Below are 20,388 nucleotides of genomic sequence, written 5' to 3'. Positions count from 1 at the left end.
ATGACAGATTTAAAGGCCATAAAAGATGATCTGGTTTTTGGACTGGATATAGGAACACGAAGTATTGTCGGAGTTGTTGGATACCTTTCACATCAGGTTTTTCATGTTGTGGCAATGGCTGAAGAAAAGCATGCAACAAGAGCAATGCTTGATGGACAGATTCATGATATATATAAAGTCGGTGATACAATACGACGGGTAAAGAACAGTCTCGAAAGACAGATCGGATTTGCTCTTACAGATGTTTGTATTGCAGCAGCCGGACGTGTGTTAAAAACAGTAAATGCATCGGCAGAGTATGCGTTTGAAAATGAGACGAGGGTAACGCAGGAACATATTTATTCACTTAATCTTCTTGCGGTTGAAAAGGCACATGCACAGGTTAATGAAAACAGTACGGATATACATTATTACTGTGTTGGAAATACACCCGTTAACTACAAACTTAACAGTTTTGATATAAGTAACCTTGAGGGACATAAAGCAGAAAAAATCGGAGTTGAACTTATTGCAACATTTCTTCCTGAGGAAGTCGTTGACGGACTTTATCAGGCAGTTGAATATGCAGGACTTCATGTGGCAAGCCTTACACTCGAGCCTATTGCGGCTATGAATGTTGCTATTCCGGAACAGTACAGGCTTCTTAATATCGGACTTATAGATGTCGGTGCGGGGACATCGGATATATGTCTCACAAAAGATGGAAGCATTATAGCATATGGAATGATTCCACTTGCTGGTGATGAAATAACAGAAGTTATTGCAAAGACTTATCTTGTTGATTTTAATACTGCTGAGCAGATTAAAGTTGAAGCAAGTGATAAAAAAGAAGGGATTGTTGAGTTCAGGGATATAATGGGACTTACACAGAAAATTCCGGCAGAGCAGATACTTAAAGATTCGGAATCTGTTATAGATAAAATGGCTGATGCTGCAGCCCAAAAGATAATAGAGCTTAACGGGAACAGACCTGTAAATGCGGTATTTGTTGTTGGCGGCGGCGGAAAGATGGCAAGCTATACACAAAAGGTAGCTGAACATCTAGGCATTATGGCAGAGAGAGTAGCTGTGCGTGGAGAAGAAGTGCTCGGTTCAATTTCGTTTGATATTGACGGATTTAAAAAAGATTCATTATATGTAACACCAATCGGAATATGTACGAATTATTACACACAGAAAAACAGTTTTATGTTTGTTACTGTCAATGGTGAGAGAATAAAAATGTATGATAATAACAGACTTACAGTTGTTGATGCTGTTATGCAGGTAGGTTTTCCTAATGAAAAACTATTCCCACAGAGAGGCGGACAGCTTGAGTTTACTGTAAACGGAAAGACACGCCTTATACGTGGCGAGGCGGGCGATGGTGCTGTTATTATGATTAATGGGAAAAATGCCAATCTCAATACAAAGATTGAGCAGAATGATATTATAGAAGTTAAAGAATCAACAGCAGGTGCGAAAGCGTCAACAACAATCGGCCAGCTTGATGAATTCAAGGCGACTGTTTCATTTATAGTAGATGATAAAAAAGTAAACTGTCCAAGATTTGCATATGTAAATGGAGAGTTGAAATCAGAGTTTTATGAGATAAATAATGGCGATGATATTTCCATGGCTGATTTTTACACGGTTGAGCAGTTGTTTACTTTTCTTGATATGGATATGTCAAATCTTAATATTTATGTAAATAATGAGCCGGCACAAAATGATACAAAAGTATATGAAAACTTCTCTGTAAAGACACACGGGCTTTCTGATTATACAGTATCATCAGGTTTTGATGATGAAACTTATTCAGAAGCTGAAGATATACAAGAAAATGCTGAATATGCAGAAAATACAGAGTATACAGAATATGCAAAGTCTCATAAGGATAAAGCTGCCAAAGCAGGAACCAATACTGAAGGAAATACAGTGCAGGAAGAAGTTAAGCAGAGTGATGATGTTGTAAAAGATATATTTGTTCTTATAAATCATCAGCCGGTTAAGCTTTCTGGAAAGAAAAAGTATGTGCTCGTTGACATATTTGATTTTTATGATTTTGACCTCAGCAAGCCGCAGGGCTCTGATGTTGTTTTAAAACTTAACGGACAAAAAGCAGATTATCTTGCACCATTAAAAGATGGTGATTTGATTGACTTATACTGGGAGGGCTGAAAATGCGGCTGATGACGATTGCGAGCGGAAGCAGTGGAAATTGCATATATGTAGGCTCGGGAAATACACATATTCTTATTGATTCAGGAATAAGCCGCAAAAAAATTGCAGATGGACTTGCACTTGCCGGACTTTCAATGAAAGATATTTCGGCTGTGTTTGTGACACATGAGCATATTGACCATATAAAAGGACTAGGTGTTATATCAAGGAAAGACTCAATTCCGATATATTCGACCAAAGGCACTATTCGTGGAATTAAGGAATGTTCATCACTTGGAGAGATGGACGAGTCTCTTTTTAATGAGATAAATGCCGATGCGGATGTTTTTGTTAATGATTTGCAGATTCATCCTTTCAAGGTGTCACACGATGCCAATGAACCGGTTGCATATACTGTAAAGTGCAAAGAAAAAAAGATTGGAATTGCGACTGACCTTGGATTTTATGATGATTACATAGTGGATAATATAAAAGGCTCACAGGCAATGCTTATAGAAGCAAATCATGATGTAAATCTTTTACAGGTTGGAAGCTATCCATATTATCTTAAACAAAGGATTCTTAGTAATAAAGGACACCTTTCAAATGAGACATCGGGGCATCTTATAGACAGCCTTCTGGAGAATGATGTTAAAAATATTTTTCTCGGGCATTTGAGTAAAGAGAATAATTATGATAAACTAGCATATGAGACTGTCCGTCTTGAAATAGATATGAGTGACAGCGAGTACAGGGCTGATGATTTTGACATTACTGTTGCTAACCGCGATATACCGTCAAAGATAGTCGAAATCTAAAACAAAAGGAAAATATGGAGGAAAAAACAATGAAAAAATGTGTGATTACAGTGGTTGGAAAGGATACAGTGGGTATTATAGCAAAGGTATGTTCATATCTTGCAGATAACAGAATTAATATTCTTGATATATCGCAGACAATAGTTTCTGGTTATTTTAACATGATGATGATTGTTGATATGTCACAGCCGGCAAAACCATATGATGATGTCATTTCTGATCTTGATAATCTTGGTGATGAAATCGGGGTTGCAATTAAATGCCAGCGTGAAGAAATTTTTGATATGATGCATCGTATATAATCGTCAGAAGAAGGAGAAGTCAATGATTAACATATTTGAAGTAACTGAAACTAATAAGATGGTGGAGAAAGAGAATCTTGATGTAAGAACTATTACAATGGGTATTAATCTTCTTGACTGTGCAAGTGAAAATCTTGACGAAGTAAACGAAAAGATTTACAAAAAAATTACAACTCTTGCGAAAGACCTTGTTTCTACAGGAGAAAGCATTGCAAAAGAATTTGGTGTTCCTATTGTAAATAAGAGAATATCAATTACACCAATTTCACTTGTAGGTGCTGCAGCATGTAAGACACCAGAGGATTATGTTACTATTGCAAAGACTCTTGATAAGGCAGCACATGAAGTCGGAGTAAACTTTATTGGTGGATACTCTGCAATCGTATCTAAAGGGATGACAAGAAGTGATGAACTTCTTATCCGTTCAATACCTGAGGCTATGGCTTCAACAGAGCTTATATGCAGTTCTGTTAATGTTGGTTCAACAAAGACTGGTATTAACATGGATGCCGTACGTCTTATGGGACAGATAGTAAAAGAGACAGCAGAAAAGACAAAGGATGCAGATTCGCTTGGATGTGCAAAGCTTGTTGTTTTATGTAATGCACCTGATGATAATCCTTTTATGGCGGGAGCATTTCACGGTGTTTCAGAAGATGATGCGATTATCAATGTCGGCGTAAGCGGTCCTGGCGTTGTTAAATATGCACTTGAAAGTGTACGCGGTGAAAGTTTTGAGGTGTTATGTGAGACGATTAAAAAGACAGCTTTCAAGATTACAAGAGTTGGACAGCTCGTTGCACAGGAAGCATCAAAGAGACTCGGAATACCATTTGGTATCATAGATTTATCACTTGCTCCTACACCGGCTATCGGTGACAGCGTTGCTGATATTCTTGAAGAAATCGGACTTGAGCACGCAGGAGCACCGGGAACAACAGCAGCACTTGCACTTTTAAATGACCAGGTTAAAAAGGGTGGTGTAATGGCCTCTTCTTATGTTGGCGGATTAAGTGGTGCATTTATTCCTGTAAGTGAAGACCAGGGTATGATTAATGCTGTTAATGCGGGAGCATTGTGCATTGAAAAGCTTGAAGCCATGACTTGCGTATGTTCTGTAGGACTTGATATGATTGCGATTCCGGGAGATACAAAGGCTGAGACAATTTCAGGAATTATTGCGGATGAAGCTGCAATCGGTATGGTAAACCAGAAGACAACAGCTGTAAGAGTTATTCCTGTTGTCGGAAAGGGTGTCGGAGAGACTGTAGAATTCGGCGGACTTCTCGGATATGCACCTATTATGCCGGTCAACCAGTTTGACTGTTCTGCATTTGTAAACAGAAAAGGAAGAATTCCTGCACCAATCCACAGTTTTAAGAATTAATTAAAATGGAAGAGTATGTTAATATAAATCACACATTTGAACCGGTATATGATAAAAATACAAGAATATTGATTCTTGGTACATTTCCGTCTGTTAAATCAAGAGAATATGGATTTTATTATGGGCACCCGCAAAACCGTTTTTGGCGGGTGCTTTCTGGAATTACAGATTCGCAGCTGCCTGTTTCAATACAGGAAAAGAAAGAATTTTTATTATCGCATCATATAGGAATCTGGGATGTAATAAAAAGCTGTACAATAAAAGGTTCTGACGACAGCAGCATAAAAAATGTTACAGTTAATGATTTTACAAAAATATTAAACAAATCAGACATACGGGCAATATTTGCGAACGGAAATAAGGCATATGACCTGTATGAAAAATATGTCTTTGAAACTGTTGGGATTAAAGCTGTGAAACTGCCGTCAACAAGCCCGGCAAACGCAAGGTGGAATCTTGAAAAACTTGAAACGGCATATAGTGAGATGCTGAAATATATAGCGGATTAATATATATAACAAGGAGTTTATGCTATGAACTCCTTGTTGTTTTATGCTTGTTATTTTATATATAAAGGCTGTCTGAATTCGTCTTTATTTATTATGCCGGATTTTGTGTATACAATCTGGTTGTATAAAGATGCGGCATGAATTTCGTCGGTTAAAAGATTTTTGTAATCGGCAGCTTTTGTGATTATCGGAACAGGACATGTCTTTTTGATTTGACTTAGATATTCACGGCCTTTTTTGTCAAAACCAAGAATTCTTATATATGGAAGAGACTTATATTGCGATATATTTTCTTTTTTTATATCAAGAATAATATGCATAAGGCACCGGCTCAGCCTCGTATAAGTAAAGCCGCGTGTTTTTATTTTTTCAATAAATCCATTAAATGAGTCGCAGCCTGTAAATGATGAATATATACGGCATGCAAGGTCTTTATTAATGTCATGGTATGCACATAATGTTTCAATGCATGCATTTTTATTATATTTGGCAATATAAAAAATGTTTGAAATTTTGTAATTCAGCATAGAAGAAAAATCATCAGCATATATAAGTGCATTGTTCTGGCTTTCGGATGCTAATATATTGTACATCGCTTCGGGCATGACATTTTGAAGCTCTTTTATATTTTTACAGCGGCTGTCATTGTTTTTGTGTATGCCGCTGTCATGCAAAATTTTTCTTATTGCAGATGCACTGGCTATATTTTCATGAATTTCGATGTCGTGGTAACCGCTTATTTTTCTTGTGAGTGCGACAGGAGTGACAGCACTTTCTGATTTTATTATTTCTTTTATATATTCAATTGCTAAAATATTATTTGGTGATGAAATTAATCTGCTTATATCATCTGATTTAAAAAATTCTGATAACGCTTTAGCTCTGGCAGTTGGAAATGAATCTCCACATGTGAGGGCTTTTTTTAGATGCTTTTTGTATTCATCGGGCTCGTTGACAAGTGTTATTGCTATTTTTTTCAGCATTTGGATATCAGCATTTTCACATCCGAAAGAAATGAAAGATGCATTTAATGCATTAAGTGTCGCTACGGCACCTGCTGCGAAAATTTCCGCACTTGAAACAGCATAAAATAAAGGCAGTTCAACTACAAGATTTACGCCGGAATCAACGGCAGCACGGCATCGTTTGTATTTGTCAGTTATGGCAGGAATTCCACGCTGCACAAAATTACCACTCATAACAGCGATTGCAATATCTGCATTTGTAATTTCGAGCGATTTTTGAAGGTGATATAAGTGCCCATTATGGAATGGGTTATATTCGGTTACAAGACCGGCTGCTTTTATATTCTGCATTTTTAACTCCGTTTTACGCACAATAAAGTGTTTTATATATAAATATTTTAACATACTTAACTTTGTGCGGCAAATAAAACAATATAATAACTTGTACTTGCCAAAAATTTGGTATATAATTTAGAAAAAGTATTGTAAGTGATACTTATTGATATTTACATAATACAAGGAGGAGTCAGTAATCATGGCATTTATTGACACAATTAAAGAAAAAGCTAAGGCAGACAAGAAGACTATTGTATTGCCAGAATCTATGGATAAGAGAACATATGAGGCTGCTGAGAAGATTTTAAAGGAAGGTATCGCTAATCTTATTATTATCGGTACACCTGAAGAAATCGCTGAGAACGGCAAGGGTTATGATATTTCAGGTGCAACAGTTGTTGATCCTTTTAACGACCCTAACAAGCAGAAGTATATTGATAAGTTTGTAGAATTAAGAGCTAAGAAGGGTGTTACACCTGAGCAGGCTAAAGAGATGATGGAGAAGGATTATATGTACTACGCATGTCTTATGTGCAAGTGCGGTGATGCTGATGGTGCTGTTTCTGGTGCGTGCCATTCAACAGGTAACACAATCAGACCAGCTTTACAGCTTCTTAAATGTAAGCCGGGCGTAAGCAGCACATCAGGTTTCTTCCTTATGGAAGTTCCTGATTGTGAACTTGGTGAGAATGGTCTTTTCGTATTTGCAGACTGTGCTGTTAATATTGACCCTGATTCTGAACATCTTGCTGAGATTGCAGCTTTATCAGCTCAGTCATTCGAGATGTTTGTTGGAAAGCCTGCTAAGGTTGCTATGCTTTCATTCTCATCATATGGCAGTGCAAAGCATGAGAGAGTAGATCTTGTTTCAGAGGCTACAAAGATTGCTAAAGAGAAATATCCAGAACTTGCTGTTGACGGAGAACTTCAGTTAGATGCTGCATTAGTTCCAGAAGTAGCTGCATTAAAGGCTCCAGGTTCACCAGTTGCCGGCAAAGCTAATACATTAGTATTCCCTTCACTTGAAGCAGGAAATATTGGATACAAGCTTGTTCAGAGACTTGCAAAGGCTGAGGCTTATGGTCCTGTTCTTCAGGGTCTTTCAATGCCTGTTAATGACCTTTCAAGAGGATGTTTCGCTGATGATATCGTTGGTACAGTAGCTTTAACAGCAGTACAGGCTCAGATGTCAAAGTAATTTACAAAGACATTATTTAAAAAGCAATTAGTAAAAGTATTATTTAAGGAGAATTTTTTAAATATGAACATTTTAGTATTAAACTGTGGAAGCTCATCACTTAAATACCAGTTGATTAACATGGATGATGAGAGCGTAATTGCAAAAGGTCTTGTAGAAAGAATCGGTATTGAAGGTTCTATTCTTACACATAAACCAACAGGCAAAGACAAATATGTTGTTGAGACACCTATGAAGGATCACAACATTGCTGTAAAACTTGTACTTGACGCTCTTATGGATGCAGAACATGGCGTTATTAAGTCAACAGACGAAATCGCTGCTGTAGGTCACAGAGTTCTTCATGCAGGTGAGAAATATATCGAGTCATGTATCGTTACAGAAGATGTTAAGAAAGTTGTAAGAGAGTGTTTTGATTTGGGACCTCTTCACAATCCGGCTAACTTAATTGGTATTGAGGCTGTTGAGGCTGCTATGCCAGGTAAGCCAAATGTGGCTGTATGGGATACAGCATTCGGTGGAACAATGGAGCCAAAGGCATATCTTTATGCTATTCCTCGTGAATATTATGAGAAATATGGCGTAAGAAGATATGGTTTCCACGGAACAAGCCACAGCTTTGTATCTAAAGAAACTATCAAGTTTGCTAATCTTAATCCAGAGACAGCAAAAGTTATTGTTTGCCACCTCGGTAACGGAGCTTCAATTTCAGCATCAATCGGCGGCAAGTGTGTAGATACATCTATGGGTCTTACTCCGCTTGAAGGACTTATCATGGGTACACGTTCAGGTGATCTTGACCCTGCAATTATTGAATATCTTTGCAACCATGAGAATTTAACTGTAAGCGAGATGCTTAATATTCTTAATAAAAAGTCTGGTGTTCTTGGCATGTCAGGCGGTATTTCATCTGACTTCAGAGACCTTAATGCTGCAGCTAACGAAGGCAATGAGATTGCTAAGGTTACACTTGAGGCATATGCTTACAGAGTTGCTAAGTACATCGGTTCTTACACAGCAGCAATGAATGGTGTAGATGCAATCACATTTACAGCAGGTGTAGGTGAGAACGCAGCATGGTTAAGACCAATGGTTTGCAAGTATCTTGGATTCCTCGGAGTTAAGCTTGATGAAGCTGCTTCTGAGAAGGCTTGTGGCGTTGAAGGCATTATTTCAACAGCTGATTCAAAGGTTAAACTTTGTGTAATTCCTACTAATGAGGAACTTGCTATTGCAAGAGAGACATTAGCATTAGTTAAATAATTTTGTCTGACAAATTTTTTGTAAATTTTGTTTAATAAATTAAATATTTTGTTGACAAATATTGTGGCGGTGCGTATAATAGACAAAGTGTGGTAAACGTAATTGCGTTATGCTTTGACTTTTACGCACCGTATATAGTGTGAATTGGAGACAATTATGCTAATTGATTTAAGAAAGCTTCTATCCGGTACAGAGGATGAACTTACAGTCAGTGCTTGTCTTGATATGGACAAGTTCGATGACGGTTTGAACAGTTATGAGATTGTAAGTAAAGAGCCGTTTGAATTAAAGATTGTGAAGGTCGGCAAGTCCAAGCTTCATATTATCTGCAGTGGTTCGGTTGATATGAATATTCCCTGCGACAGATGCCTTAAACCTGTATTGACAAGCGTCAGTTTTGATATTGATGATACTGTTGAGATGGAAGAGAATGCATCTGAGGATGAAGAGCCAGAAGAAAAAGACTATATTGATGGATACAGCCTCGACGTTGACAGACTTGTTTTCGGCGAATTATTGTTATCCATGCCAGGGAAAGTCTTATGTAAAGATGACTGCAAGGGATTATGTCCTGTTTGCGGAACAGATTTGAATGTCACTGAATGTGATTGTGAAAAGGAATCCCTGGATCCCAGAATGTCTGTTTTCAAAGATATTTTAAACAATTTTAAGGAGGTGTAACCTATGTCAATTTGTCCTAAGAATAAATCTTCAAAGGCTAGAAGAGATAAGAGAAGAGCTAACTGGAAAATGAGTGCTCCTAATCTTGTAAAGTGCAGCAAGTGTGGTGCTTTAATGATGCCTCACAGAGTTTGCAAGTCTTGTGGATCATACAACAAGAAAGAAATTATCACTGTTGATTAATTTTTTTCTTACGTTTATAAATGCCGGGTTGTGTCTGTATGGATATGACCCGGTTTTTTTGTTATAAAAGGTAGGAAGATGTGTCTGTTTATGATATACTTTTATTTAAAAAAGTATTGCTTATATATATAAAAAGTGATATACTATTTTCATTGAAATGATTATGGATTATATAAAAGAAAATATGCAAACAAATTATAAAGGTGTGACAGAAACGGAAGGTGTTTTATGATAAAAAAGGAATTGATTGAAAATTTCAGAAAACAGGCTGATTTTATTGCTTTGAACAAATTAAAAAATGGTGATAAAAAGAAGCAGACACAGATTCTTAATAAAGAAATAAAAAAATATTGCGAATTGCTAATTAAAGAGGAAACTGGGAAATATCTGGATTGCAGTGAACAGGATAATTCAGTGTTATTGAATCAAATACTTTTGATTACATATGCATCATATGTTGTTATGCTGGAAGCAAGACATAAGTTATGGAATTATGAATATATGTCATTCACACGACGTATAGGGGAATTATGGGAAGTGTTTTGTAAAATACCGTTTTATTATCCGTTAAAAGAATTGGAAATAATCGCAGCACCAAAGTATAAAAAAGTGCAGGAAAATTTTGAAAATAAGTCATTTGAGTACATAGATTCGCTTGCAATAGATGAAACGCAGAAAAGAATATTAAAATATTATTATTCAATACCATGGAGAATGCTTGATAGCGGAAATATAAAGCTTGAACTTGATTTACATTTCAGGCAGAATGGACAGGATTATAATTGTGATTTTAAAAGTGGATTTGGCTCAAATGAAAAAGGAAATGTAAACAGGATATTACTGGTCGGCAGTTTTTATAAAAATATAAATGACAGACAGAGGGCAGTTCTTTTTGTGAGACAGGAAGAAAAGAAAAACAATCATTATCTACAGACATTAAAACAATCACCGTTCTGGGAGTGTTATTGTTCGGATGAATGCTATAAAAAGATAGAGTATTTTACAGGGTTTGATATAAAAAAATGGATTGATGATAATATTGATTGGGAAAATGATATAAGTAATAATTTCAGGGATTATTTAAAAGAGAACGGACTTATAGAGTATCTTAAATGGTAGATGACGCTAAAGAAAGGTTATATATGAAAGATTTATATTGTTCATATTATACGGAATCAGATGAAATTACATCATATATGATTTCAAAATTAAATATTAAAGATAATGATATTATACTTGAACCTTCGGCTGGTGAGGGGATTTTTATTGATGGTATAATAAATCAACAGAAGAATGTTCAGATTGATGCTCTTGATATTAATGAGAAAGCCGTAAATATTTTAAAAAAGAAATATTGGGATATGCCAAATGTAAAAGTAAGGCTCACAGACACATTATTGGACAGACAGCTTGATATGTACGCAGACAGACAGTTATGGCTTAAAATTACCGATACGTTGGAAGATAAAGAACTTGATTATATATCGGATAACGGTGGCTATTATGATAAAATAATAGGAAATCCTCCGTATGGAGCATGGCAGGATTATGATAAACGTAAAATTCTGAAAAAAAAATATAAGGGTCAGTATGTAAAAGAGACATATGCATTGTTTTTGTACAGATGTATATTTTTGCTTAAAAAAGGAGGAAAATTGTCTTTTATAATACCTGATACATTTCTTTTTTTGAACATGCATAAGAGTCTCAGGGAGTTTTTGCTTAAATCGACTAAAATTGGAGAAATTCTTATATTTCCTTCAAATTTTTTTCCGGGAGTGAATTTTGGATATTCCAATTTATCTATTATTACTCTTGAAAAAGACGATTGTGAGAGTGTAAAAGATAATGATGTAAAGATTTTTACGGGATTTAAGACTGTGCGTGAGTTGGGTAGGATTGACGAAAACAGTGAAAATTTGCAGTGTTTTTGTTATAAACAGAGTGATATATTAAAAAATGAAAATTATAAGTTTATTATAACGGATAATTCCAAAATTGCGATTATAAATGATTCAAAAGTTAGAATCGGAGATGTTGCCGATGTTGTGACAGGTTTTTATTCGGGAAATAATAAAGAGTTTATATGTGCCAAAAGTAAAGAAATTAAAGGTGCCCAAAATTACAGAATGGTTGACTGTGATAAAATATATGATTGCTATGATTTAACAGGAATAAAAAATGTGGCAGAAGGATATGTGGCATATGTTAAGGGGTCTTCCGATACAAGATATATCAGGAAAGAAGATGAATGGTATGTACGCTGGGATAAAGAGACTGTCGATTTTTATATAAAAGATAAAAAAGCAAGATTTCAAAATTCAAAGTTTTATTTTAAAACAGGCATAGCAATTCCAATGGTTAAGTCTAAACAGATAAAAGCAACTTTGATGAGAAACAGAGTGTTTGACCAATCAATTGTCGGTATATTTCCAAAGGAAAAAAATAAAATTTATTATATGCTGGCGTTGATGAATTCTAATGTAATCAATAAACTGCTTCATATTATTAATCCCACAGCTAATAATTCGGCTAATTATATAAAACAGCTGCCATATAGAGAGCCTGGCTATGAGATGTTGATGAAAATAAATTCGAATGTCGTAAAAATATTAGATATGAATCCGGAAACTGATATTGATAAAATTGAGGCAGTTAATGAAGAAAACAATAAAATATTCGATTTGTTATATCAAGATATATTGTAAAATATATTACATATGTGCAAGTGCGTCAGCTTGATTTTAAAACAAATTTATAGTATATTAAAAGACGATTGATATTTTTATATTTTAAGAATGGAGATAAATAATGTCAGATATATGCAGAGTAGCACTTGATGCGATGGGTGGAGATAATGCACCCGGTGAAGTCGTAAAGGGTGCAGTTGAAGCAACTAAAAAAGAAAATGATATTCACGTGGTTCTTGTCGGTAAAGAAGCAGCAATACAGGCAGAACTGGATAAATATGATTATAGCAAAGAACAGATTGAAGTTGTTGACGCGGCTGATGTCATAGAGACAGGTGAACCGCCTGTTATGGCTGTAAGACGCAAGAAAGAATCTTCACTTGTAAAAGCAATGTATCTTGTAAAAGAAGGAAAGGCAGATGCATTTGTCTCAGCAGGAAGTTCTGGTGCAATACTTGTAGGTGGTCAGACAATTGTAGGCAGAATCAAGGGCGTTGAACGTCCTCCGATGGCACCGCTTATTCCTACAGCAACAGGAGTGTCACTTCTTGTTGACAGTGGCGGTAATGTCGACGCAAGACCTAGCTTCCTTGTTCAGTGGGCTAAGATGGGTTCTATTTATATGGAGAACATCCTGGGAATAAAGAATCCGAGAGTTGCTATTGTAAATATCGGTCTTGAAGAAGAAAAGGGCAATGCACTTGTAAAGGAAACCTATCCTTTATTAAAGGAATGTAAAGATATTAATTTTATAGGAAGTATAGAAGCAAGAAATATTCCTAAGGGAGATGCAGATGTTATTGTATGTGATGCATTTGTTGGAAATGTAATATTAAAGCTTTACGAGGGAACAGCTTCTACACTGATAAAGAAGATTAAAGGTGCGATGATGTCAAGCTTTAAGACTAAGATAGGTGCACTTTTAATAAAGAAATCGCTTAAAGAGGAGTTAAAGACTCTTGATGCGACAGAGTACGGCGGAGCACCACTGATAGGTCTTAACGGTCTTGTGGTTAAGGTTCATGGCAATGCCACATCAAAAGAGATTGGCAATGCACTTATACAGTGTGTTAAATTTAAAAAACAAAAAATTAATGAAAAGATTACAGCTTCACTTAACGTTGAAGAGTAATATAGGAGGTTTATCATGGAATTTGAGAAGATTCAGAAAATTATTGCGGATGTATTAAACATCGAACCTGAGAAGATTACAATGGAGTCAGCATTTGTTGATGACCTTAATGCAGATTCACTTGATGTATTGCAGATAGTAATGGGAATTGAAGATGAGTTTGACATTAAGATTCCTGATGAAGCAACAGAGAAGATTGTTACTGTTGCAGATGCAGTAAACGAGATTAAGTCAGCAGTTAAATAATGTGAACGGGCTGTCTTATATGACAGCCCGATTTTTTTAGCCACAAAGGCAGAATGGAGATTAATGTGAAAAACAACTCTGATTTAAAAGAATTCCAGAACAGAATTGGTTATCATTTTAATGATGAAAAGTATTTGAAAACAGCACTTACACACAGTTCATTTGCTAATGAAGTCAAGATGAGAAAAGTAAACGATAACGAGAGACTTGAATTTCTTGGAGATGCGGTTCTTGAGCTTACCTCAAGCGATTACATATATAAAAACCATTCCGAGATGAATGAAGGCTCTATGACAAGACTCAGAGCAAGTATAGTATGTGAGCCTACACTTGCACTCTGTGCGAGGGCATTCGGATTAGATGAGTTTATAATGCTTGGAAAAGGTGAGGAACTTACCGGAGGACGCAAGCGTGATTCAATAGTTTCAGATGCATGTGAGGCTGTAATTGGTGCGATTTATCTTGACGGTGGTTTTGCTAGTGCAAAAGAATTTATCACGAAGTTCATATTAAATGATCTTGATAATAAAAAACTCTTTTATGATAGCAAAACTATCTTACAGGAGGTAGTTCAGGCTAACGGAATTGAAGTAAAGTATGAAATGATAGGCGAAAAAGGACCTGAACACGATAAAATATTTGAAGTGTGTGCAAGTGCAGGAGATTTATTTAATGTAAAAGCAGAGGGACACACAAAAAAGGCCGCACAGCAGAAAGCGGCATATAATGCACTTATTCTGCTTAAAGAGCAGGGTGTTGATATTAACCCGAAGGGAAAAAGATAGATGTATTTAAAAAGTATAGAAGTCCAGGGCTTTAAGTCATTTGCCAACAAAATAGTTTTTGACTTCCACAATGGTATTACAGGCATTGTTGGACCGAATGGTTCAGGAAAGAGTAATGTTGCTGATGCTGTAAGATGGGTTCTCGGTGAACAGAGTGCGAAGCAGCTTCGAGGTGCAAAGATGGAAGATGTCATATTTGCCGGAACAGAAGCGAGAAAGCCTGTAGGATATGCTTATGTTTCAATAACACTAGATAATTCAGATCATGCACTTGCTGTCGATTATGATGAAGTAACAGTTACACGTAAAGTATTCCGTTCTGGTGAGAGCGAATACCAGATGAACGGACATGCGTGCCGTCTGAAAGATATTACAGAGCTTTTCTATGATACAGGTATCGGTAAAGAAGGATATTCTATTATCGGTCAGGGTCAGATTGATAAAATATTAAGTGGTAAGCCTGAGGAGAGAAGAGAACTCTTTGATGAGGCTGCAGGAATTGTAAAGTTTAAGAGAAGAAAAGCTGCAGCGATAAAAAAACTCGAACACGAACGGGATAATCTTGTCCGTGTGAACGACATTTTGTCAGAACTTGAAAAGCAGGTAGGTCCATTAGAGAAGCAGTCAGAAAAAGCGAGGGAATACCTCAGGTTAAAAGAAGATTTAAAGACAAGAGATGTCAATGCATTTCTTCTGGAAAGCGATAAAATCCGCGAAGATTTGACAGCGGTCAATGAAAAGATAAGTATTGCTGAAAATGAACTTTTGCAGGCAAATGCTGAGTATGAGAGCACAAGAGCAGAATATGATTCAATTGAATCAAAGCTTTCAGAAGTTAATGGCAGGATAGAATCAATAAATACAGAACTTTCAGATACAGAAGTTGAAAAACAGCGTCTTGAAGGTCAGATAAATGTATTTGCTGAACAGATAAAAACGATTGAAGCCGGAAACAGACATTTTTCAGAGCGAATTGCTGATATAGACAAAGATATAGAGCAAAAAAACAAGTCACTTGAAGATGTAATAAATCAGAAAGACACACTGAAAGACAGTTTGTCTGAGTTTGAAGAAAAGCAGGCTGAAAATGACAGAAAGCATGAAGAAATAACAGCACAGATAGAAGATATTTCATCTAAGATTGATGCAAACCAGAATAAAATCTATGATATTTTAAATGAAAAATCTAATATAAATGCCGATAACCAGCGTTTCAAGACAATGCTCGAACAGCTTAATATTAAAAAAGCAGAGTTAAGCAGCAGGATAATCCAGGGCAAAAGTCAGGAAAATGCACAGGATTCAGTGATTTCTTCTTTGGAGAATAAGCTTAAAGAAACAGAAAATACTATTGCTGAATATACATTATCAATAGAACATAAAAATGCTGCTGTTGCTGATAACAAGCAGAAAATTGCTGATTTAAACAGTGCGGCAGACAAACTTTCACAGCAGTATCACCGTGAAAAATCAAGACTTGAGTCGTTAATAGCAATCACAGAAAAATACGACGGTTACGGTAACAGCATAAGAAAGATTATGGAACTGAAATCTGAAAATGAGGGAATAATCGGTGTTATTGCGGATATAATCAAAGTCGAAAAGAAATATGAGACTGCGATTGAGACGGCTCTTGGCGGAACAATCCAGAATATTGTAACTGATAATGAAAATACAGCAAAAAACCTTATTGCATATCTTAAAGAAAATAAATTTGGACGGGCAACATTTCTTCCTTTATCGTCAATATCGGGAAGAAATACAATAGAAAAAGAGCCGTGCATGAATGAAAAAGGTGTTATAGGTGTTGCGAGCAGCCTTGTAAGAATTTCGTTTGAGTATGAAAATCTGGCAAAGTACCTTCTTGGAAGAATTCTTGTTGTTGATAATATTGATAATGCACTAGCTATTGCAAGAAAATACAAACATTCTTTAAGAATTGTTACGCTTGAAGGCGAACAGTTAAATCCGGGTGGTTCAATGACCGGTGGTGCATTTAAGAATGCGGGAAATCTTCTCGGACGACGCCGTGAGATTGAAGAGTTAAAAGTTAATACTACAAATGTCAATAAGCAGTTTAATGATACAAAAAATGAGATAGCTGAGTTAAGAAAGCTTGTTGCATCAATAAGAGAAGAACTTGATGTGCTTAATAAGCAGATGCGAGAAGCGCAGCTTAATAAAAATACAGTCCAGTTAAATCTCAAACAGGCACTTTCAAAGAAATCAGAGATTATTGATTCATACAAAGATTCGCAGATTCAGGTTGCTGAGATAGGAAAAGAGATAGAATCTGTATTACAGCAGCAAAGCCTTGTGAGCGGTAATCTTGAGAACTTAAACAGTTCTACAGAAAGTTCACAGAAAGAAATTGATGAGCTTACATCACTTCTTGAGAGCAAAAAACAGGAAGAGGCAAAACATCTTACTGATTCAGAGCATGTTAAGATAGAATATTCTTCGCTTTTGCAAAAAGAAAGCTTTATAGATGAAAATAAGTCACGTCTTGAGAGTGAAATAAGCCGTCTTAATCAGGAAAAAGAAGAAATAAAGCAGAAACAGGAACTTACAGCTGGAGATGTCAAGTCAAAGCAGGCAGAGATAGAAGATGTTAATATTTTAATTAAAAATGCAGCAAAAAAGATTTCAGAATGCAGTCTTGAAATTACCAAGCTTAAAACACAGCGTGACGCAATGAATTCAAGCCATAAAGTGTTCTTTGAAAAACGTGAAAAGCTTAACGAACATATAACTGATCTTGACAAGGAAGTTTACCGTCTTAATTCTGGTAAAGAAAAACTTGAGGAGAGCAGTGATTCAATTACAGATTATATGTGGAGTGAGTACGAGCTTACTTATAGTTATGCATTGGAACTTAAAAATCCTGAATTTGACAATCTTTCATCATTAAAGAAAGAAATACATTCTCTTAAAACTGCCATTAAAAATCTGGGTGATGTAAATGTTAATGCGATTGAGGAATACAAAGAAGTAAATGAGCGATATATTTTCTTAAAGGGCCAGCATGATGACCTCATTGAAGCGGAAAGTTCGCTTACACAGGTGATTGAAGAACTTGACAATGGCATGCGTGTCCAGTTCGCACAGAAGTTTGAGGAAATTAAAAAAGAATTCGATAAAGTATTTAAAGAACTTTTCGGAGGCGGACGTGGAACGATTGAACTTGTTGAAGGTGATGATATTCTTGAAGCAGGAATTGTTATTATTTCACAGCCGCCCGGAAAGAAACTGCAGAATATGATGCAGCTTTCAGGTGGAGAAAAAGCACTAACGGCTATAGCACTTTTATTTGCAATTCAGAATCTTAAACCGTCGCCATTCTGTCTTCTTGATGAGATTGAAGCCGCACTTGATGATTCAAATGTAGGAAGATTTGCTAATTATCTTCATAAGCTTACAAAGCATACGCAGTTTATTGTAATTACACATAGACGTGGTACAATGTCGGCAGCGGATAGGCTTTATGGTATAACGATGCAGGAAAAGGGTGTATCTACACTTGTATCAGTAGATTTAATTGCAAATGATTTGGACAAAGATAATAAGAAGGAGTAGTATGGGATTATTCAGTAAATTAAAAGAAGGATTAACAAAGACAAGAAACAATATTGTCTCAGGTATTGATTCGGTGTTTTCGGGATTTTCAAAGATTGATGATGATTTTTATGACGAACTTGAAGAGACACTTATAATGGGTGATATCGGCGTTCGTGCAACAGAAGAGATTATCGAAGATTTAAAGGAAAAAGTTAAAGAAAATAAAATAAAACAGCCTGAGGAATGTAAGCATCTTCTCATTGAAACAATCAAAGAAAAGATGAATCTTGGCGAAAATGCCTACGATTTTGAAAATAAGCAGTCTATAGTAATGCTTATTGGCGTAAATGGTGTCGGAAAAACTACTTCTGTAGGCAAACTTGCCGGTTTATTAAAGGCACAGAATAAAAAAGTTATTATGGCTGCCGCAGATACATTCAGGGCTGCTGCAATTGAACAGCTTACGGAGTGGTCAAAACGAACAGGAACTGATATAATAGCACAGAGTGAAGGTTCAGATCCGGCTGCCGTGATTTTTGATGCCGTAGCTGCTGCAAAAGCCCGTAATGCAGATGTATTGTTATGCGATACGGCAGGAAGACTTCACAATAAGAAAAACCTTATGGAAGAGCTTAAAAAGATTGACAGGGTTATTGAGCGTTCATATCCGGAAGCGTACCGTGAAAATCTTATCGTGCTTGATGCAACTACAGGTCAGAATGCACTTTCACAGTTAAAGGAATTTAGCGAAGTAACTAATATTACCGGTATAATTCTCACTAAGATGGATGGTACTGCAAAGGGCGGTATCGCTGTAGCAATTCAGGCAGAGATGGGAATACCTGTCAAATATATCGGTGTTGGAGAGCAGGTTGAGGACTTACAGAAATTTGATTCAGATGTGTTTGTAAATGCACTTTTTGATGTAAATGAAAATAATGATGAGCAGTAAAGCTTAAAAGGAGAAACCATGGAAGAATTATCACTTAAAAAATTTGAAGAAGCCGCTGAAAAAGTTAAAGAGGTCACACTTGCAACAAATCTTGTATACAGCGAATATTTCAGCAACCAGTCAGGAAATAAGGTATATTTAAAGCCGGAAAACATGCAGTATACAGGTGCATATAAAGTAAGAGGTGCATATTACAAAATCAGCACAATGTCAGAAGACGCAAGAAAAAAAGGACTTATTACAGCTTCTGCCGGTAATCATGCACAGGGTGTTGCATATGCAGCATCAAAGTATGGTGTTCCTGCAACAGTAGTAATGCCTACGACAACACCTCTTATCAAAGTAAATCGTACTAAAGGTTATGGTGCAAAGGTTGTTTTATACGGAAATGTATATGATGAAGCATGTGAATATGCAATGAAACTTGCAAAAGAGCAGGGGCTTACATTCGTTCATCCTTTTGATGACTTAGATGTTGCAACAGGTCAGGGTTCAATCGCAATGGAGATTATAAAAGAGCTTCCTACAGTTGATTATATCCTTGTTCCAATCGGTGGCGGCGGACTTGCAACAGGTGTTTCAACACTTGCAAAGCTTCTTAATCCGAATATCAAGGTAATCGGTGTAGAGCCTGCGGGAGCCAACTGTCTTCAGGAATCATTAAAAGAAGGTAAAGTTATTACACTTCCTACAGTAAATACAATCGCTGACGGTACTGCCGTAAAGACACCGGGAAGCAAGCTTTTTCCATACCTTCAGAAGAATCTTGACAGCATAATTACTGTTCCGGATGAAGATTTAATCGTTGCTTTCCTTGATATGGTAGAAAATCACAAGATGATAGTAGAAAATTCAGGTCTTCTTACAGTAGCAGCATTAAAGCAGATGAATGTAAAGGATAAGAAGATTGTATCTATTCTTTCAGGCGGCAATATGGATGTTATCACAATGTCATCCGTAGTACAGCAGGGTCTTGTCCAGAGAAGCAGAATCTTCACTGTATCTGTTCTTCTTCCTGATAAGCCGGGTGAACTTGTACGTGTCGCTTCAATTATTGCGGAGGCAAGCGGAAATGTAATCAAACTTGAGCACAACCAGTTTGTAAGCATTAACAGAAAGGCAACTGTTGAACTTAGAATAACAATAGAAGCATTTGGTCACGAACACAAGGAAGAAATTGTTAAAAAACTTGATGAAGCAGGACTCCGTCCACGTATAGTTAAGGTTAATATTTAAGATAA

General features: G+C 36.3%; 18 protein-coding genes. 17 read left to right on the top strand and 1 reads right to left on the bottom strand.

Features of this window, described 5'->3' with window-relative positions; genetic code table 11:
- Genes WMO38_RS05745 through WMO38_RS05725 form a run of 5 tightly spaced genes read left to right on the top strand, consistent with a single transcriptional unit; the run spans nucleotide 1 to nucleotide 5,158 of the window.
- Nucleotides 1-2,160 (top strand): cell division FtsA domain-containing protein, encoded by a 2,160-nt coding sequence (locus WMO38_RS05745; RefSeq protein WP_349161859.1) that lies wholly within the window; start codon nucleotides 1-3, stop codon nucleotides 2,158-2,160.
- Between the two features lie 2 nt (nucleotides 2,161-2,162).
- Nucleotides 2,163-2,960: an MBL fold metallo-hydrolase gene (locus WMO38_RS05740; RefSeq protein ID WP_021866778.1), complete on the top strand. Its 798-nt coding sequence runs from the start codon at nucleotides 2,163-2,165 to the stop codon at nucleotides 2,958-2,960.
- Between the two features lie 29 nt (nucleotides 2,961-2,989).
- A complete protein-coding gene (locus WMO38_RS05735) occupies nucleotides 2,990-3,262 on the top strand; it encodes an ACT domain-containing protein (RefSeq protein ID WP_021866777.1) in 273 nt (90 codons plus the stop codon).
- Nucleotides 3,263-3,284: 22 nt separating this feature from the next.
- Nucleotides 3,285-4,649, top strand: coding sequence for a PFL family protein (locus WMO38_RS05730; RefSeq protein ID WP_021866776.1), 1,365 nt, complete (start codon nucleotides 3,285-3,287; stop codon nucleotides 4,647-4,649).
- A gap of 5 nt (nucleotides 4,650-4,654) precedes the next feature.
- Complete coding sequence (locus tag WMO38_RS05725) at nucleotides 4,655-5,158, top strand: DNA-deoxyinosine glycosylase (RefSeq protein ID WP_021866775.1); 504 nt, start codon at nucleotides 4,655-4,657, stop codon at nucleotides 5,156-5,158.
- Between the two features lie 50 nt (nucleotides 5,159-5,208).
- Here WMO38_RS05725 and WMO38_RS05720 read toward each other — a convergent pair whose 3' ends face one another.
- Nucleotides 5,209-6,474 carry a nucleotidyltransferase gene (locus WMO38_RS05720; protein ID WP_349161858.1) on the bottom strand — a complete coding sequence of 422 codons (1,266 nt, stop codon included), beginning with the start codon at nucleotides 6,472-6,474 and terminating at the stop codon, nucleotides 5,209-5,211.
- 184 nt (nucleotides 6,475-6,658) lie between these two features.
- Between WMO38_RS05720 and pta the strand changes: the two genes are divergently transcribed.
- From pta to ilvA, 12 genes are all read left to right on the top strand, one after another.
- Nucleotides 6,659-7,657 (top strand): phosphate acetyltransferase, encoded by a 999-nt coding sequence (gene pta / locus WMO38_RS05715; protein ID WP_021866773.1) that lies wholly within the window; start codon nucleotides 6,659-6,661, stop codon nucleotides 7,655-7,657.
- Between the two features lie 63 nt (nucleotides 7,658-7,720).
- Nucleotides 7,721-8,920: an acetate kinase gene (locus WMO38_RS05710; protein ID WP_021866772.1), complete on the top strand. Its 1,200-nt coding sequence runs from the start codon at nucleotides 7,721-7,723 to the stop codon at nucleotides 8,918-8,920.
- A 156-nt stretch (nucleotides 8,921-9,076) separates the two neighbouring features.
- On the top strand, nucleotides 9,077-9,601 hold the full coding sequence (locus tag WMO38_RS05705) for a YceD family protein (RefSeq protein WP_186836879.1): 525 nt from the start codon (nucleotides 9,077-9,079) through the stop codon (nucleotides 9,599-9,601).
- A 3-nt stretch (nucleotides 9,602-9,604) separates the two neighbouring features.
- Nucleotides 9,605-9,784, top strand: coding sequence for a 50S ribosomal protein L32 (gene rpmF, locus WMO38_RS05700; protein ID WP_021866770.1), 180 nt, complete (start codon nucleotides 9,605-9,607; stop codon nucleotides 9,782-9,784).
- 228 nt (nucleotides 9,785-10,012) lie between these two features.
- Nucleotides 10,013-10,903: a hypothetical protein gene (locus WMO38_RS05695; protein ID WP_349161857.1), complete on the top strand. Its 891-nt coding sequence runs from the start codon at nucleotides 10,013-10,015 to the stop codon at nucleotides 10,901-10,903.
- A gap of 23 nt (nucleotides 10,904-10,926) precedes the next feature.
- The gene (locus WMO38_RS05690) at nucleotides 10,927-12,492 is read left to right on the top strand and encodes an Eco57I restriction-modification methylase domain-containing protein (protein WP_349161856.1); all 1,566 of its coding nucleotides are present in this window, start codon (nucleotides 10,927-10,929) and stop codon (nucleotides 12,490-12,492) included.
- A 103-nt stretch (nucleotides 12,493-12,595) separates the two neighbouring features.
- On the top strand, nucleotides 12,596-13,606 hold the full coding sequence (gene plsX / locus WMO38_RS05685; protein ID WP_349161855.1) for a phosphate acyltransferase PlsX: 1,011 nt from the start codon (nucleotides 12,596-12,598) through the stop codon (nucleotides 13,604-13,606).
- A gap of 15 nt (nucleotides 13,607-13,621) precedes the next feature.
- The gene (gene acpP / locus WMO38_RS05680; RefSeq protein WP_021866768.1) at nucleotides 13,622-13,852 is read left to right on the top strand and encodes an acyl carrier protein; all 231 of its coding nucleotides are present in this window, start codon (nucleotides 13,622-13,624) and stop codon (nucleotides 13,850-13,852) included.
- Nucleotides 13,853-13,917: 65 nt separating this feature from the next.
- On the top strand, nucleotides 13,918-14,637 hold the full coding sequence (gene rnc / locus WMO38_RS05675) for a ribonuclease III (RefSeq protein ID WP_021866767.1): 720 nt from the start codon (nucleotides 13,918-13,920) through the stop codon (nucleotides 14,635-14,637).
- Nucleotides 14,638-18,213 (top strand): chromosome segregation protein SMC, encoded by a 3,576-nt coding sequence (smc, locus tag WMO38_RS05670; RefSeq protein WP_349161854.1) that lies wholly within the window; start codon nucleotides 14,638-14,640, stop codon nucleotides 18,211-18,213.
- Between the two features lies 1 nt (nucleotide 18,214).
- On the top strand, nucleotides 18,215-19,147 hold the full coding sequence (ftsY, locus tag WMO38_RS05665) for a signal recognition particle-docking protein FtsY (protein ID WP_021866765.1): 933 nt from the start codon (nucleotides 18,215-18,217) through the stop codon (nucleotides 19,145-19,147).
- An 18-nt stretch (nucleotides 19,148-19,165) separates the two neighbouring features.
- On the top strand, nucleotides 19,166-20,383 hold the full coding sequence (gene ilvA / locus WMO38_RS05660; RefSeq protein ID WP_021866764.1) for a threonine ammonia-lyase: 1,218 nt from the start codon (nucleotides 19,166-19,168) through the stop codon (nucleotides 20,381-20,383).
- The last annotated feature ends 5 nt before the right edge of the window (nucleotides 20,384-20,388 follow it).

It is taken from the genome of Lachnospira hominis (ex Hitch et al. 2025) (assembly GCF_040096395.1).
Taxonomy (GTDB): domain Bacteria; phylum Bacillota; class Clostridia; order Lachnospirales; family Lachnospiraceae; genus Lachnospira; species Lachnospira hominis.
Note: the sequence above shows the minus strand (reverse complement) of the source record. Positions and strands in the feature narration are given on the sequence as shown.